Source organism: Paenibacillus sp. FSL W8-0186 (genome assembly GCF_037969765.1).
GTDB lineage: Bacteria > Bacillota > Bacilli > Paenibacillales > Paenibacillaceae > Fontibacillus > Fontibacillus woosongensis.
Genome location: NZ_CP150207.1, coordinates 3958435 through 3971980, shown reverse-complemented (window position 1 = coordinate 3971980; position 13546 = coordinate 3958435). Strand labels below are relative to the sequence as shown.

16 protein-coding genes are annotated in these 13546 nt (G+C 51.7%); all 16 read left to right on the top strand.

What is annotated here, in order from left to right; translation table 11 throughout:
• Positions 1-158 precede the first annotated feature (158 nt).
• The 16 genes from MKX50_RS17850 to MKX50_RS17775 all read left to right on the top strand — a co-directional run bounded on the left by MKX50_RS17850 (position 159) and on the right by MKX50_RS17775 (position 13536).
• Positions 159-998, top strand: coding sequence for a hypothetical protein (locus MKX50_RS17850; RefSeq protein ID WP_339157483.1), 840 nt, complete (start codon positions 159-161; stop codon positions 996-998).
• An 11-nt stretch (positions 999-1009) separates the two neighbouring features.
• The gene (locus tag MKX50_RS17845) at positions 1010-1309 is read left to right on the top strand and encodes a hypothetical protein (RefSeq protein ID WP_339157482.1); all 300 of its coding nucleotides are present in this window, start codon (positions 1010-1012) and stop codon (positions 1307-1309) included.
• 2 nt (positions 1310-1311) lie between these two features.
• Positions 1312-2775: a phage tail sheath family protein gene (locus MKX50_RS17840; protein ID WP_339157481.1), complete on the top strand. Its 1464-nt coding sequence runs from the start codon at positions 1312-1314 to the stop codon at positions 2773-2775.
• A 21-nt stretch (positions 2776-2796) separates the two neighbouring features.
• Positions 2797-3213 (top strand): phage tail tube protein, encoded by a 417-nt coding sequence (locus MKX50_RS17835; protein WP_155610595.1) that lies wholly within the window; start codon positions 2797-2799, stop codon positions 3211-3213.
• Between the two features lie 31 nt (positions 3214-3244).
• The gene (locus tag MKX50_RS17830) at positions 3245-3706 is read left to right on the top strand and encodes a hypothetical protein (RefSeq protein ID WP_213589866.1); all 462 of its coding nucleotides are present in this window, start codon (positions 3245-3247) and stop codon (positions 3704-3706) included.
• 14 nt (positions 3707-3720) lie between these two features.
• On the top strand, positions 3721-3891 hold the full coding sequence (locus MKX50_RS17825; RefSeq protein ID WP_187386514.1) for a hypothetical protein: 171 nt from the start codon (positions 3721-3723) through the stop codon (positions 3889-3891).
• Between the two features lie 62 nt (positions 3892-3953).
• A complete protein-coding gene (locus MKX50_RS17820; protein ID WP_339157480.1) occupies positions 3954-5522 on the top strand; it encodes a hypothetical protein in 1569 nt (522 codons plus the stop codon).
• 14 nt (positions 5523-5536) lie between these two features.
• On the top strand, positions 5537-6169 hold the full coding sequence (locus tag MKX50_RS17815; RefSeq protein ID WP_339157479.1) for a LysM peptidoglycan-binding domain-containing protein: 633 nt from the start codon (positions 5537-5539) through the stop codon (positions 6167-6169).
• Positions 6169-7185: a phage portal protein gene (locus MKX50_RS17810; protein WP_339157478.1), complete on the top strand. Its 1017-nt coding sequence runs from the start codon at positions 6169-6171 to the stop codon at positions 7183-7185. The genes MKX50_RS17815 and MKX50_RS17810 overlap by 1 nt, the downstream gene beginning before the upstream one ends.
• On the top strand, positions 7178-7591 hold the full coding sequence (locus MKX50_RS17805; protein WP_339157477.1) for a hypothetical protein: 414 nt from the start codon (positions 7178-7180) through the stop codon (positions 7589-7591). The genes MKX50_RS17810 and MKX50_RS17805 overlap by 8 nt, the downstream gene beginning before the upstream one ends.
• Positions 7584-8069, top strand: coding sequence for a DUF2634 domain-containing protein (locus MKX50_RS17800; protein WP_213589875.1), 486 nt, complete (start codon positions 7584-7586; stop codon positions 8067-8069). The genes MKX50_RS17805 and MKX50_RS17800 overlap by 8 nt, the downstream gene beginning before the upstream one ends.
• A complete protein-coding gene (locus tag MKX50_RS17795; RefSeq protein WP_213589876.1) occupies positions 8069-9187 on the top strand; it encodes a baseplate J/gp47 family protein in 1119 nt (372 codons plus the stop codon). The genes MKX50_RS17800 and MKX50_RS17795 overlap by 1 nt, the downstream gene beginning before the upstream one ends.
• 116 nt (positions 9188-9303) lie before the next feature.
• The gene (locus tag MKX50_RS17790) at positions 9304-9882 is read left to right on the top strand and encodes a YmfQ family protein (protein WP_213589877.1); all 579 of its coding nucleotides are present in this window, start codon (positions 9304-9306) and stop codon (positions 9880-9882) included.
• Positions 9872-12505 (top strand): hypothetical protein, encoded by a 2634-nt coding sequence (locus MKX50_RS17785; RefSeq protein WP_339157476.1) that lies wholly within the window; start codon positions 9872-9874, stop codon positions 12503-12505. The genes MKX50_RS17790 and MKX50_RS17785 overlap by 11 nt, the downstream gene beginning before the upstream one ends.
• Before the next feature lie 12 nt (positions 12506-12517).
• Complete coding sequence (locus MKX50_RS17780; RefSeq protein ID WP_213589879.1) at positions 12518-13093, top strand: hypothetical protein; 576 nt, start codon at positions 12518-12520, stop codon at positions 13091-13093.
• A 164-nt stretch (positions 13094-13257) separates the two neighbouring features.
• Positions 13258-13536: a hypothetical protein gene (locus tag MKX50_RS17775; RefSeq protein ID WP_213589880.1), complete on the top strand. Its 279-nt coding sequence runs from the start codon at positions 13258-13260 to the stop codon at positions 13534-13536.
• The last annotated feature ends 10 nt before the right edge of the window (positions 13537-13546 follow it).

Genomic DNA, 13546 nt, shown 5'->3' with positions numbered 1-13546 from the left:
TGTGGAAATGAATAGAGAGGGACGAAAGCCGCTGACGAGTCAGCGGTTTTTGCCGTTCTTTGAGTCCACGGAAGCGAGGCGGCAGCCTAAAGGGGGGAGGTGATACCATTGCGCAATGTTGGAGCAGGTAAATTCGAGATGCGGGAATGGTGTGCTTTATGAGAAGTGCGGTAACAGCCCAGCTGCTGGAGGCGGTGCCCGGACTGAATGCGGTCTACAGCTCTCCTGACGGGATTGGGGAAGAAGCTTTACTGCCTTGCGCGTTGTATTTGCAGGGCGAGGTGGAAGCAAACGGTGCCTGGTCCGGGTTGAGGCAAATCATCGAGCTGTGGCTTTACGTGCCCCGCTTAAGTCCGGCCGGATTGGATGGGTTGAGTGAGGAAACGGTTAAAGCGCTGGACAAGCAGCTGCTGAGGGCTGGGACAGGGGAAAGGTTCCTTTGTGTATTCGAGGGAAACATCGGGCCGGATACGCCGGATGAAGCCAGGGATGCCGTGAAACGAGGTCTGCGGTTCGCCTTGATGGTGCCGCAACCATTAAGCCGAACGGTACAAATCAGCAGTGACCCATGGCTTAATGCGATCCAGACATGGACGCAGCTTGTGCTGGGCCCGGATTGGCAGGTACATAACGGCAGCTGGCCGTTAGGTTACGAGCCGCCCGCAGTCATGTGGCGGATTGTCGACATGGAATCGACACCGCATGGAAAAACGTCTTGGGAGCTGCGGAAAAAGTTCACCGCATTTATCGCCGGGACGGATGCAGATCAAGAGCATCTGGCAGTTCTTGCCCTGATTGAAGGCTTGGGAAAAGCAGTGAAGATTCCGCTACAGCCTGGCACTAAAACGTATTTGACCGTCCTAGAGCCGAAGGTGAATTGGAATGCGAACGGAGTAACGGAGGGACAGCTGTCGGTGACGTTCAGCCGGCGCATCACGAGCGCTGTGGACGAGGGGGCACTGATGCAGTTTATTCAACACAAACGAACATCAATTTGAGGTGAAAAGCAATGGCACAAAAAAAGAAAGCAGCTCAAACGGTAGCCGAAGCAGCTAAAGCCACGCAAGCGGTTCAAGCAGCCGAGGCAGCTCATGCGAGTAAGGTAACCAAAGCTGCGAAAGCTGTCAATGCATCTGAGGCTGCCGAGCCAATGTATCCGCTTGATGAAATTATGCAGCAGTCGGAAGCGTTGATGGGCGTTAAGCCGGAGGTATTGGCGGGTGCATATCATTCGCTGCCTGGCGGCAGCTTGACAGTTCAGGAAGCAAAGAAGCAGGTACAACTATTTTTGAATAGGAAGGTGAAGTAAATATGGCAGCAGGAAATTGGAATTTGACGAGTCAGCCGGTATTGCCGGGGCTGTTCATGAACTTTGTAAGTGCGGCGGGGTCAGCGATTGCGCCGGGCGCGCGCGGCGTGGTGGTCGCTCCGGTCAAGGCGCATTGGGGGCCGATCGGCCAATTTGTGGAGGTAACGAGCGAGAATGCCATCAAAGAGCTGTTTTCAACCGACGAATCCGGCGGGGCAACGGCCTATACGACGCTGTACTTTTCCTTGCTTGGCGGCGCAAAGAAGCTGCTGGCCTACCGGATTGCGGACAGCTCTGCTGCGCCGGCCGAGCTTGTGCTGAAGAACGGTGAAGCGAGTCCTGAAGAGGTATTGAAGCTAAGCGCCAAATACAGCGGCCAACGCGGCAATGCTTTTAAGGTGACAATTCAACCGAACCTGGCCGTGCCGGACGTAAAGGAGCTCAAGCTCTATGAAGGCAACGCGCTGCTCCGCACGATCACGCTGGGCAATGGCGATGTGGATGCTGCTGTTGCTGCAATCAATGAGGATGCGGGGAATAAGTGGATCGTGGCGGAGAAGCTGTCTGACGGCGAGCTCGCCAACGTGTCCGGCGTGACTTTTGAAGGGGGAGCCAGCGGAATTTCAGGGATTACGAACGCGGATTATATCGCGGCTACGGAAGCTTTTGAGACGCAGGATTTCCATGTGTTAACGCTCGACGGGGTTACGGACGCGGCGCTGCGCACAAGCCTTGTCGCCTGGATCAAACGGGTGCGCAGCGAGGGCAAAGGCATTATGGCCGCGCTCGGCGGAACATTCGCAGAGGATACGGGAGCAGATGCCGTGAATAAAGCAATTGCTCGCAGTGTTGCAGCGGATTTTGAAGGAGTCATCAACGTAGGGACGGGGGCTGTATTGAACGGAAAATCGTATTCCTCCGCACAGGTCGCTTCCTGGGTCGCCGGATTGATTGCTGGACAGGCATTAAGAGAGTCCACGACGTATGCCGCGTCGCCATTTGAGGACGTGACCCGCCGCTGGACGCGCTCGGAACAGGAGCAGGCGGTACACAACGGCGTATTCCTGCTAGTGCATGACGGCCGCCGGGTCAAGGTGCTGCGCGGGGTGAACAGCTTGATTACCTTGCAGCAGGGCCAGAACAAGGGCTGGAAGAAAATCCGCAAAATCCGCGTTATTGACCAGATTAATGCTGATCTGCAGCGTCAGGCGGAGGATCATTACATCGGCAAGGTCAACAATACTGAGGAAGGCCGTCAGGCGCTGATTAGCGCAGGCAGGCAGTATTTGCAGTCTTTGGCTGCGGAGGGGGTCATCGAGGCTACCGGCTACGACGTGACGCTGGATCCGAGATTTTACGGGGACGGCGCAGTCATGCGGCCAGAGGATGATCAGGTATTCCTGACCTGGCAGGCGGACGACACTGATGTGATGGAACAAATTTTCGGCACGTTCTACGTGCAATAATTTTGAGGGGGAATTCATAAGATGGCACAATATCTCGATCCAAGCCGCGTCATTATGGGGACGTTCGGGCAGATTTTTATCGATGGCGTATGGCAGTCGAACCTGAATCACTTGGAGGCCAACGTAGAGGCGGATAAAAGAGAACTCAATCTGGTGGGTACGGAATATACCGTTTTCAAGCTGGGTCGCAAAAAAGGCACCGGTACGATGAGCGGCTACAAAGTGACCTCCGACATGATCCAGAGGGGATTTCAGAAGTTCAATATTATTCAGAAGCTGGATGACCCAGAGGCGTACGGCTTTGAACGCATTGAGCTGAAGAACTGCATGGTCGATAGAATCCAGCTGGCTAATTGGACGGCGGGGGAAGAGGTTGTAGAAGAAACGCCGTTCACCTTCGAAGGCTATGATCTGCTTGATCCGATCACAGGACCTTAATCTTTCCCGAAATTGAAAGGAGAAAACGAACATGAGCGATGGAAAAGAGTGGAACGAACAGGATATTCTCGACGGTCTCTTCGAGACGGCAGCGAATCTGCCGGAAGAGACCGTTTTTATTTCCCGGCTAAGCCTGCGCGTAACGCTGCGCGGACTGACCTCCAGCAAGGTCGATTCAATCCGCGAGCGCTGCACGGTCCGCAAAACGACGAAAGGCCACGTCTCGGAAAAGATCGACAGCGAGCTGTTTAATGCGACGCTGATTAAGGAGGCGACCTCTGCTCTGGAAGTCGTGCGCAAGCTGGCCGACGGCCAGGAGCAAAGCGTGAAGCTGAGCGGCTGGGGCGACGAGCGCATTACGAGCCGGCTCCGGCTGTCGGGCGGAGATGAAGCAGTGCGCCGCATGCTTCTCGCCGGGGAGCTTGATGCTGTAGGCGATAAGGTGCTGGAGCTGTCCGGCTTCGGGGTGGACATTGCCGACCTAAAAAACTAGCGAACTCCGGCGGCATGACGACGCTCTTGTTCCATATGTGGAGCAGGCATAGTCTGCGCCCCGGAGAGTTCTGGTCTCTCCCGAAGGGAGAGCGCATGCTGCTGCGGGCTTTTACGGAGATGGAGCTGGAGATGATGTCATCTTCAGCCTCGCCGTCCGGCTCCGGGCGGAAGCAGCCCGGATGAGCCTGTATGGCTGAATTACGGCCGAAAGGAGGTAAAACGTGGCGAATCATGAACTGCGTTCAATGGACATCATTATCGATTCACGGGATATCGATATTGCGGAGAGGAAGCTGCGAAGCCTGGATCGCATGCTGCTGCAAACCCGGCGGCGCGCCCTCGCACTTGGTAACACGAGAATGCGGCCAAGCATTACGTTGGAGGACCGTTTCACGGAAACGGCCATCCGGCTGAGCGCAACGATGAAGCGGCTCAATCAGGCCGCGGCCCGTCCGGTGGCCGAACTGATCGACCTGGCGACGCCGAAGATCGCCGAGATCAGGGGCGCGCTGGAGGAACTGAGCCGTACACGGTTGCGGGTCGAGGTGGATGCAGGAGGCTTTGGAGCTGCGATTGGCGGCTCTATAGCTGAACAGATCTGTGCTGAAGGAGAAAGTTTATTGCAGCGGATTTCGGTGACCTTCCAGGAAGCTTTAGAGTGTATTTTTGACGCGCTGGAAGTTGTTGAATGTCCGGCTGAGGCGGCAGGAGAGTGCAAATGCGAAGAATCCTCGGGACGCAGCCCGCAAGAGAGCGAGCCGCTATGCGAAGGAGCGGGCAAGACGCTCGGTCAGGTATTTTTTGAGGCATTCCTGGAGCTCATTGATCCTCAACGTATTGTTGAAAAGTTCTCGAATATTCCGTGGGATACGATGATTTCCGCTGCCGGGAATGCTTTGAAGGAATTCGGAAACAAATTAATAGAGTCAATAAAATCTGATATAGCTGACGGAGTGCAAAAGGAGCTTAAAGATCAGTGGAGTAATAAATGGCTTCCGAAGATCAAGGATTCCTGGCAGAATAGCAAAGTAAAACAAGCGTGGGACAATAGCAAGGTAAAGAACGAGTGGATTCCCAAGGCCAAAGACTTATGGAATAACAGTAAAGTAAAGGGCTTTATGGATAAACCATGGGTGAAGAAGGTAACGGAGTTTATAGGCAAGGGTAAAAAGATAATAAAAATACCGGGTATTTCACAAATCCAATCAGTCTATGAGATATTTACTGCCAAGACTGATAGGGAGAGAGCAGGGAAAATAGGGGGTTTTGTGGGCGGCTTGATTGGAACGGCAGTAACTGGATTCTTTACTAAAAATTATATAGCAACAGTAGTTGGAAATACAGTAAGTGATATGATTGGTGAAAAAATCGGGGTAGGTATATATGACTTATTTAGTGAAAAAGGAAAACGTACATTCCATGACCCACCTTACCCTCCGGGAACGACTATAGCTGATGCCTACTTAAGTGGTGGCGGAAGGAAATCGCACTCAACTACCGATGTAGAACAACTCAAGCACGAGATTATTTTCGGTAATGGCAATAAGCCTTCTGGGACCCCGTTAACGGATGAAGAGATTTTGAGTGCAGCTGAGTATTTCAAATCATTAAATGGACCGCTCCCTGCTCCAATTGCCCCTGTTCCCCAGGCGGCTGCACCTCAGTCAGCCCCTGAGATTATAGTAAATATGCCTCCAGGGATGGTTCAAATTCATCAGCAGCAACAGGAAATCGATATTGATAGTATTTCCAAGCAGGTTGGCTGGCATGTGACTCATAATATAAGCAGAGTACTTATAAATATGACCAAATAAGGGGGGAGCAAAGAGTGGAAATTAGGTTAATAGATGAAGCCGCAGGCACAGATTTCGTGTTCCCCGTCAACCCGGAAGAGGTGAGGATCACTCGGGGCAAAGGCTACGAGACCTTGAATATGCTATCTTACGGGGAATTTGATATGGCAACGGCAGAGAGGGTGAGGGAAATCACCTTCTCTTCTTTTTTTCCCGCACGGTGGGGAGATCACGAGATGCAGCCTGCGCCAAAGGAAGCCATGCACCTGCTGACGGAGATGATGAACAGCAAGCGCCCCGTTCGACTGATCATTGAGAATTTGGTGAACTTGCTCGTCTTTATCACGGTACATGACACTACGTTTAAGGGCGGGGAGCCCGACGACATTTACTTCGACCTGACGGCCCGGATGTGGAGGCAGCCAAAGGTTCATTCGAAGGCAGGGAGTGCTGCAAGCAGTGGGGATAGCGGTGGTGGATCGAATCGTCCTGATTTGAAAAAAACACCAAAAGCCTACACCGTCAAGTCCGGCGACAGCCTCTCCAAAATTGCCAAGCTGGAGCTCGGTGACAGCTCAAAATGGTCGGCCATTTACAATTTGAACAAAAAAGTGATCGGCCCTAATCCCAATTTGATCAAACCAGGGCAGAAGCTGGTGATGCCGTGATGAGTTATGAGGTGGTTCTGGAGGATAAGCATTATTTGCGGGAGTTGATCGAGAGTGTCTCCTTAACCGATTCGCTGGATCAAATTTCGTATGAGGCACGCATCAATCTGCGGTTGCCTGAATCTGGACTGGCCATTGCTCCGGGGCAGACGATTCGCGTAAGCGGCGTGCCCTTTGGAGGCAAGGAAATGGTCTATCTGCTGAATCCCGGCGTGGTGTGGGAATGCATCAGCAGCAATCGCGGCAGCAAAAGCCTCAGCCTTGTGGTGTATGACCGGACCATTTACCTCGCGAAATCGGAGGATGAGTACTTGTTCTCTTCGGGAGGAACAGCAAGCCAGAGGCTCAAGAAATACGCACAGGATTGGCAAATCAAGCTTGCATCCATTCCGGATACAGGGAAGGCGTTAAGCAAGGCGACATACCGCTCCCAACCGATCTATAACATGATCGTAACGGACTTAAGGGAGACCGTAAAGCTTGGCGGGGATGCTTACATGCCGCGGATGACGCCTGCGGGTCTCGAACTGTTCAAAATCGGCAGCAACAAAACCGTATGGAAGCTTGAAGCTCTGGAGGGCATCGACCAGCATCGGACCTTGGAGGGAACGGTTACTAAGGTCAAAGTGATTGGCAGCACCGATAGCAGCAAACCAGCGAGTCCGAGAACCGGCAGCGATATGAACAAAGCCGATCCCCCATCGCAATTTTTGGCGGTAGAGACGGGAGAAGTCAGTAAATTCGGGACTTTGCAGCGGATTGTTCAGGACGAGGATGTAAAGACGCCGGCGGAGGCCAAAAAATTGGCCAAAAGCATGCTGACCGGCCTTCAGGAGACCTTCACCGTAAACGGGCTCGACATTAACACGCTGCGGGCTGGTGATAAGGTGGAGCTAAACGGCCTGGAGCTGATCGTCATGTCCATATCGCATGAGCTGGGCGATCCGGGACGGATGTCGCTGGAGCTGGGGTCCTACGACTACGTGAAAAGGAGGTATTATCTCAACCATGGCTGATCCTTATAAATCATTGGCAGCCGTTTTCCGGGAGCAGATGGCGGGGTATGCCAAAGATATGCTGTCCGGCATGTCCTCGGAGCTCGGAACGATAACGGCATCGGGGCTGAAGCTGGATCATTTCAAACACGAAATTAAAAATTATTGGGTTGCGGATTTTCCGGTCACTTTGGAAATTCCGGCTTTTCATATGGTAGGAACGATGATGTCGCCCGTCGATCAGGAGGGATACCCGCTTGGAGTACCGGGTCCGCGAACGCGTTTTGAATTTGAGGCGGCCGAGATCAAGGACGTTCGCGTTAATCTGGCCGACGGTCTTCAGCCGGGGGATCGCGTCGTTGCCGTTAATTTGAATGGCGGCCATGAGGTGGTCGTCCTATGCAGGGTGGTGAGCCAAGATGGCTAATTTATTTCCAGCGGAGCAGGAATGGGACGCTGGCTCGGGCGCGGCTGGGTCAGATGAACTGAACGTACTGGAGGAGCAGAGTGCGGGAACTGGGGGAATGTTTGGGCGGAGCTGGCTGTTTGATTTTGAGGCAGGCGAGTTCCGGATGACCCCTACGCGAAAAATAGTGTCCGCCAACGAGACCGCAGCCTGGATGATGTGGTGTGAAAAAGCCGTGCGAACGGCAAGGTATCATCACTTGATTTATTCCCGCGATTACGGGCAGGAATACGAAGGCCTGATCGGCCGGGGGATGAGCCGCGGGGCGCTGGAATCGGAAATTCAGCGCATGACAACGGAGGCATTGATGATAGATCCGCGTACGGCGCGGGTGGATCAGTTTTCTTTTCGCTGGTCTGGGGATGCCTGCTCGTTCTCCTGCCGCGTGATGAATGTAAGAGATGAGACTGCGGTCTTGGAAGGGAGTGTGACCGTGTAATGGCAGGATTGCCAGTATATTTGCAAGAACAGACGGAAGAACAGATTATGCAGCGAATGCTAAGCCGGGTGCCTGATGATATCGACAAATCAGAGGGCTCGTTTATTTGGGATGCGCAGGCTCCTGTGGCTTTTATGCTGTCGGAGGCCGCGCTTTGGGCCAGGCAGGTGCTGGAATGGGGCTTTGCCAGCTCGTCCTATGGGCCATACCTGGATATGCGAGCGGCAGAGCATGGCGTTGCGCGGCGTGCAGCGACGGCGGCTACCGGACAGGTTCGGTTTACCGGAACGCCAGGCATAACGGTGCCTGCGGGCACGCTGGTAGCTACTCCGGCCGACGAAATTACGGGGGAAGCTTCTATTGAATACGCGACGACGGCAGCCGTGACGCTGGATGACACAGGTGTGGCATTAGTAGGCGTTCGTGCCGTAGAACCAGGCCGCAATGGCACGGTTCCTGCGGGTGTGATTAGCGTAATGTCTGCCTCGGTGAACGGGATTGTGGCCGTGACGAACCCTGAGGAGACGCGGGGCGGCACGGATGTAGAATCGGATGAGTCGCTGCTGGAGCGTTTTTTGAATCAGGTGCGAAGCCAGGGGACAAGCGGGAACAAAGCCCAATATATGAAATGGGCCGGAGAGGTGCCGGGCGTTGGCGGCGTACAGGTTCATCCGTTATGGAACGGAGCGGGAACGGTCGGCATTTATTTGCTTGATGCGGACAAACGCGCGGCCAACGAGGATATCGTTGCGGCTGCCCAGCAGTATATCGACCCGACACAGGACGGGCAAGGGGAAGGCATGGCCCCGGCCGGACCGGTTGTGACCGTGATGGCGGCTGAGGAAGTGCCGATTCATATCAGCGTTAAGCTGACCTTGGCGGATGGCGCTACCTTGGCCGAAGTAAAGGCACTGATCGAAAAGGGAGTGCAGGCATATTTGAAGCAGCTGGCTTTTGCCGATCCGCTCGTGCGGGTAACGCGTATTGCCTCAGTTCTGCTGGATATTCCACCGATTATTGATTACTCCGATCTAACGGTGAATGGTAACGCGGATACGAACATTCAGATTCAGCCCGGTCAGGTCGCCGTGTTGGGGACGGTGGTAGTGAATGCGTAATGTGGTGATGGAGTGTTCGTGGGCTGATGCAAGCACGAGTCGGCGAATGTTGCTGAGGATGGTGTTGAAATTATGAATTATAAAACGATAATGAGTACTGGAAATGGTGGTCGTCTATGAATGCTCAAATAATGACAAGCCCGAGAGGGCGCGAGCTATTTTCGTACCTACCGGGTTATTATGAAACCTCCCGCGTCATACGAGGGGATATGAATGCAAAAGGTGCAGAATTGGATCTGCTGTACCAGGCGCTCGATGAGACATTGGAGCAATTTTTCGTCAAGACGGCCACCTGGGGGCTGAACCGCTGGGAGCAGGAACTGGGGATTGAAACAGACCTGGCCAAGCCACTGGCACAGCGGCGCGCCGTCGTGGAGTCAAAGCTGCGAGGCGCTGGGCAATTTACGGGACGGCTGGTCAAAAATGTCGCCGAAGCATACGACGGCGGTACGGTCGATGTATCCTTTCAGCCGGATGAATGGAGCATCACGGTGAAGTTTATTGATACAATCGGCGTTCCACCGAATCTGGATGATCTCAAAGCTGTTATCGAAGAACTTAAACCGGCTCATCTGGCGGTCGAGTACGAATTCAGCTATTTGCTGATTCAAGACATCCATGCCGTCATAACGCTTGGCGAATTGGAGCAGGTGCCGCTATCAAAATTTGCAGGAGGTGGTTCAGTTGGCAAGTAACACAGAACACTTGAACTTGTTGAAGAAGGATCCGGTAGCCGATGGGAATGAGTATTTTAATATTGAGACGATGCTGAATGAGAACTGGGATAAGATTGACGAGGCCGTTGGTAATGTCCAAAATCGTCTAAATAGATCCAGCACCGAGTTTGTTACACTGCAACCAGGATTACAAACGATCAACGCTAAGCGCGACGCACGCTTTAAGCTTGGCGAAGTACGGGGACGAACGCTGATTAATATACTCGGTAGCTGGGGAGGATGTGAAAGTCTAAATCCTCGATATTTTTATAATAGAGTAACCGCGAGTATAGACACAACAGTCAAAAAGTCTGGGAGTGCTTCTTTAAAGGTTGTGGCGGATACTTCGACTGATACTACTCATTATTATAGATTCGCAGGAAGTGTAGTAGAAGACTGCTACAGGGTTTCAGAAGGAGAATATATCCTTTTTGGAGCATGGATAAAGCCACAATCTGCTGGTGCACACATGACCTTATTTTTTTGGAACGAGACAGGTACCGATAATGTAAGCGGACTAATTGGAGGAAGCGTTATTTATGGAAACCCTTCGAAGTTTACATATGGGTATGTTAAGGCAAAAGTTCCTCCTGGCGCTCGTTATGTAGTTCCGAGAATTGCTCTTGTTGATCAAAATGGAAATGAAAACTTTACAGGAACTGGAGCCGAAGGTTGTAACATCGACGAGGTGAGCATTTATAAGCTTTCGGAGGCCGAGTACGCGGCACTAGATGGGATGACCAGTGAGGAAATTGCTGATAAATACCCGTTCGTTTCTTCCGGTATTGTAGGCGTGGAAAATCCCTATGCGATTGCTACGTCTGGTAATTTGCTGCCACCGTTTTATGAGTGGACTTGGGGAACATCCTACACTGTTACAGTGGATGGGCCATACGCTGCAACTTTAATCAGGACAGCCGCCGGGCAAAATATTTACAAAGACATAGCAGCTATTCCTGGAGATTATTACTCTTTATATTGGGAGAGTGATTCATCCGTACAGGCTACTGTCAGTATTCAATTCTATGACAGTAGCGGCAACGCAGTTTCTGGCTACGGAGTGAACGGGACAACCGCAAGGACATTGACCGTACAAGCTCCTCAAAATGTGGGTACTATAAGGATCGTTTTTTCCGGGGATATAGGGACAATATTATTTAAAAATCCAGTTCTCATCCATGGAAATAATCCGAAACCGTTCAAACCGCAACATAAATCCATGCTTACTTTCCAGACGGAGATACACGCGAACCCACTTGACGGCAGCGACCCGGACGTACTTTATGAACGGAACGGACAGTATAATAAGCTGGCGAAGTGGAAAAAGGTTCTAGTAACCGGGGATCTGCCCGAGGTGGTTTACGAAGCGCCGATATCATACACCGGATATAAACGTATAAGATTACGGAATATCGGCCCTACTCCTCAAACAGTGCCAAGGTATACAGCATTCGCGACAAAATATAACGGGAATCAGTTAGTACGTATGGATCAATCTTCTGGTGCGGATACGTATGCAGTTGGCTCAGACAGCGGCAACTACCTTCTTTTTCATGTTTCTAATGCGGATAGTGGTTGGGGAGACAACTACACACCTTCGGCAGACGAGATTAAGGCGTTCTTTAGAGGATGGCGTATGGCCGCTAACGACAATTGGGGCTTACCGTACCCGGGAACTGGAGTAAAGGCATGGGGTCAAATCGACAAAGCTGGCAATTTGGTCGAGGGTAGTGGAACCACTACCCTGCCAACCGTGATGAACGATCAAGGATATACGCCTTATCAGCTTCTGTACCGCCTTGCCAAAGAAACCGTTGAGCCAGTCGTTTCAGAGGGTTGCTTGGCACTAGCCGAAGGCGATAACATGGTCGAATTCGGTACGGGGATGGTGTTAAGGGAGAGTGTGAAACCGAAACTTGATGGAACAGGGTGTTGGATTGCAATAGATGGCACCAAAATTCCAAGCTCTGCCTCAGAGCTAAGGTATAAAAATAATGTAGTTCTAGGTGTATATAAGAATTCCATGGCGGATTTTAAGTGGAGTATTGTCGACAGTGTCAATGCTTACGGTAGACAACGAGCCTATTTACCTACCGCAGACTATGACCAATCAGCAGCTTATAGCGTCACCTATCTCAAACTCGATAAATCACCTATTGTTCCGATAAGCGGAAGCCTGGCTACAAACGAAAAGTCTCAACTTAACGACTTGACCGCAGGCGTGTCCGAAGCCCTGCATCGGGTAAGCGTCGTTGAGCAGAAGAAAGCGGAGAAGGATGCACCAGGTTGGATTACGCCGACGTTGTTGAATGGGTGGACATTATCGAGCAGCGGTGTATTTCCGGCTCAATATTTCAAAGACAGTATGGGGATTGTCCATGTGAAAGGTATTGTAACAGGTGGGGCGACAGAAACTGTTGTATTTAAGCTTCCGATTGGTTACAGGCCAAAAATAACAAGTAGAATACCTTCAATAATCATGTCTGGGGTGAATGTCTATATTGCCTATTTTGATGTAAAAGCTAATGGTGATATCTTAGCTGTTTTTCCATCTCAAAGTACACATTTAACGCTTAGCATGTCATTTGTGGCCGAACAATAAGGAGGAATTACCGTGAAAGCAGTACCTAAAGTAAATGCAGACGGCGTTTATCTGGAGGACGAATTAGTGAATGATGCCTTTAACGGAGTCGTTCCTTTCTATTACCAGGATTTGGTGACGCAGCTTGAAACCAATACTTGCGTTGAAGACAAGCTGTCAGAAGAGCAGCAGCAGCCAGTTGGTTACATTGTTGGGGTCCCGGTACCTCCGGGTTTATTCTGTCCTCGTTTTGACATAGCAGCATGGCGGAAATACCAGGATGCTCTAACTGCGGCAGAGAGTGAATACCAAACTATGTATGCGAAATGGACCACTCAACCCGAAGAAGAGCGCGGGCAACTCCCTGTTTATACACACCCAGAGCAGCCGACGTTGTGGAGCGAGGGCTTATCACCCGAAGAGATCGAGGAGCTTACTTGTCCACAGTCACAAGAGCCAACCGAACTTGAACGTCTCCAGGCAGAGAACACCGAGCTTAAACTGGCTCTCGTCGAACTAGCTGAATCGCAGGAAGCTGATAAACTCGAAATGCAGCTAGCGCTTGCAGAACTTGCAGAAATTATTACAGGGGGTGAGACTGTTGGCTAAAATATACTATGATCTAATCATGGCAAATATAAAAGCTATTAACGATGTGCCGCTTCGGTGGCAGGCTCAAGTGCAAGAGTTACTAAATTCTTACGCCCTATAAGGCGTTTTTCCTTTGCCCCCGATTTCCCGGGGGCTATTTCTTTTGAAACGGAGGGAGCAGGATGGAAATTACGATACTTATCTCCATTGCGACAGCCGTTAGTGGAATTTTGCTAGGCTGGTTGGGGCGCACGCGGACCATACGCCAGGATGCAGCGAAAGACGCGGAGGCAGGAGCGACCCTGCAGACGGACGTGGAATATATCAAACGCGGCGTCGATGACATAAGGGTGGATATGCGGATTCAAAGCCAGCGCTTGGATGGAATATCCGAACGCGTGACAAGGGTGGAGGAGTCGACTAAGCAAGCACACAAGCGGTTGGACCGCCTGGAGGAATAAACTATATTAT

Excerpts from the sequence above, each read along its gene's own strand:
- MKX50_RS17850 (WP_339157483.1), top strand. The coding sequence starts at position 159 with ATGAGAAGTGCGGTAACAGCCCAGCTGCTGGAGGCGGTGCCCGGACTG.
- MKX50_RS17845 (WP_339157482.1), top strand. The coding sequence starts at position 1,010 with ATGGCACAAAAAAAGAAAGCAGCTCAAACGGTAGCCGAAGCAGCTAAA.
- MKX50_RS17840 (WP_339157481.1), top strand. The coding sequence starts at position 1,312 with ATGGCAGCAGGAAATTGGAATTTGACGAGTCAGCCGGTATTGCCGGGG.
- MKX50_RS17835 (WP_155610595.1), top strand. The coding sequence starts at position 2,797 with ATGGCACAATATCTCGATCCAAGCCGCGTCATTATGGGGACGTTCGGG.
- MKX50_RS17830 (WP_213589866.1), top strand. The coding sequence starts at position 3,245 with ATGAGCGATGGAAAAGAGTGGAACGAACAGGATATTCTCGACGGTCTC.
- MKX50_RS17825 (WP_187386514.1), top strand. The coding sequence starts at position 3,721 with ATGACGACGCTCTTGTTCCATATGTGGAGCAGGCATAGTCTGCGCCCC.
- MKX50_RS17820 (WP_339157480.1), top strand. The coding sequence starts at position 3,954 with ATGGACATCATTATCGATTCACGGGATATCGATATTGCGGAGAGGAAG.
- MKX50_RS17810 (WP_339157478.1), top strand. The coding sequence starts at position 6,169 with ATGAGTTATGAGGTGGTTCTGGAGGATAAGCATTATTTGCGGGAGTTG.
- MKX50_RS17805 (WP_339157477.1), top strand. The coding sequence starts at position 7,178 with ATGGCTGATCCTTATAAATCATTGGCAGCCGTTTTCCGGGAGCAGATG.
- MKX50_RS17800 (WP_213589875.1), top strand. The coding sequence starts at position 7,584 with ATGGCTAATTTATTTCCAGCGGAGCAGGAATGGGACGCTGGCTCGGGC.
- MKX50_RS17795 (WP_213589876.1), top strand. The coding sequence starts at position 8,069 with ATGGCAGGATTGCCAGTATATTTGCAAGAACAGACGGAAGAACAGATT.
- MKX50_RS17790 (WP_213589877.1), top strand. The coding sequence starts at position 9,304 with ATGAATGCTCAAATAATGACAAGCCCGAGAGGGCGCGAGCTATTTTCG.
- MKX50_RS17775 (WP_213589880.1), top strand. The coding sequence starts at position 13,258 with ATGGAAATTACGATACTTATCTCCATTGCGACAGCCGTTAGTGGAATT.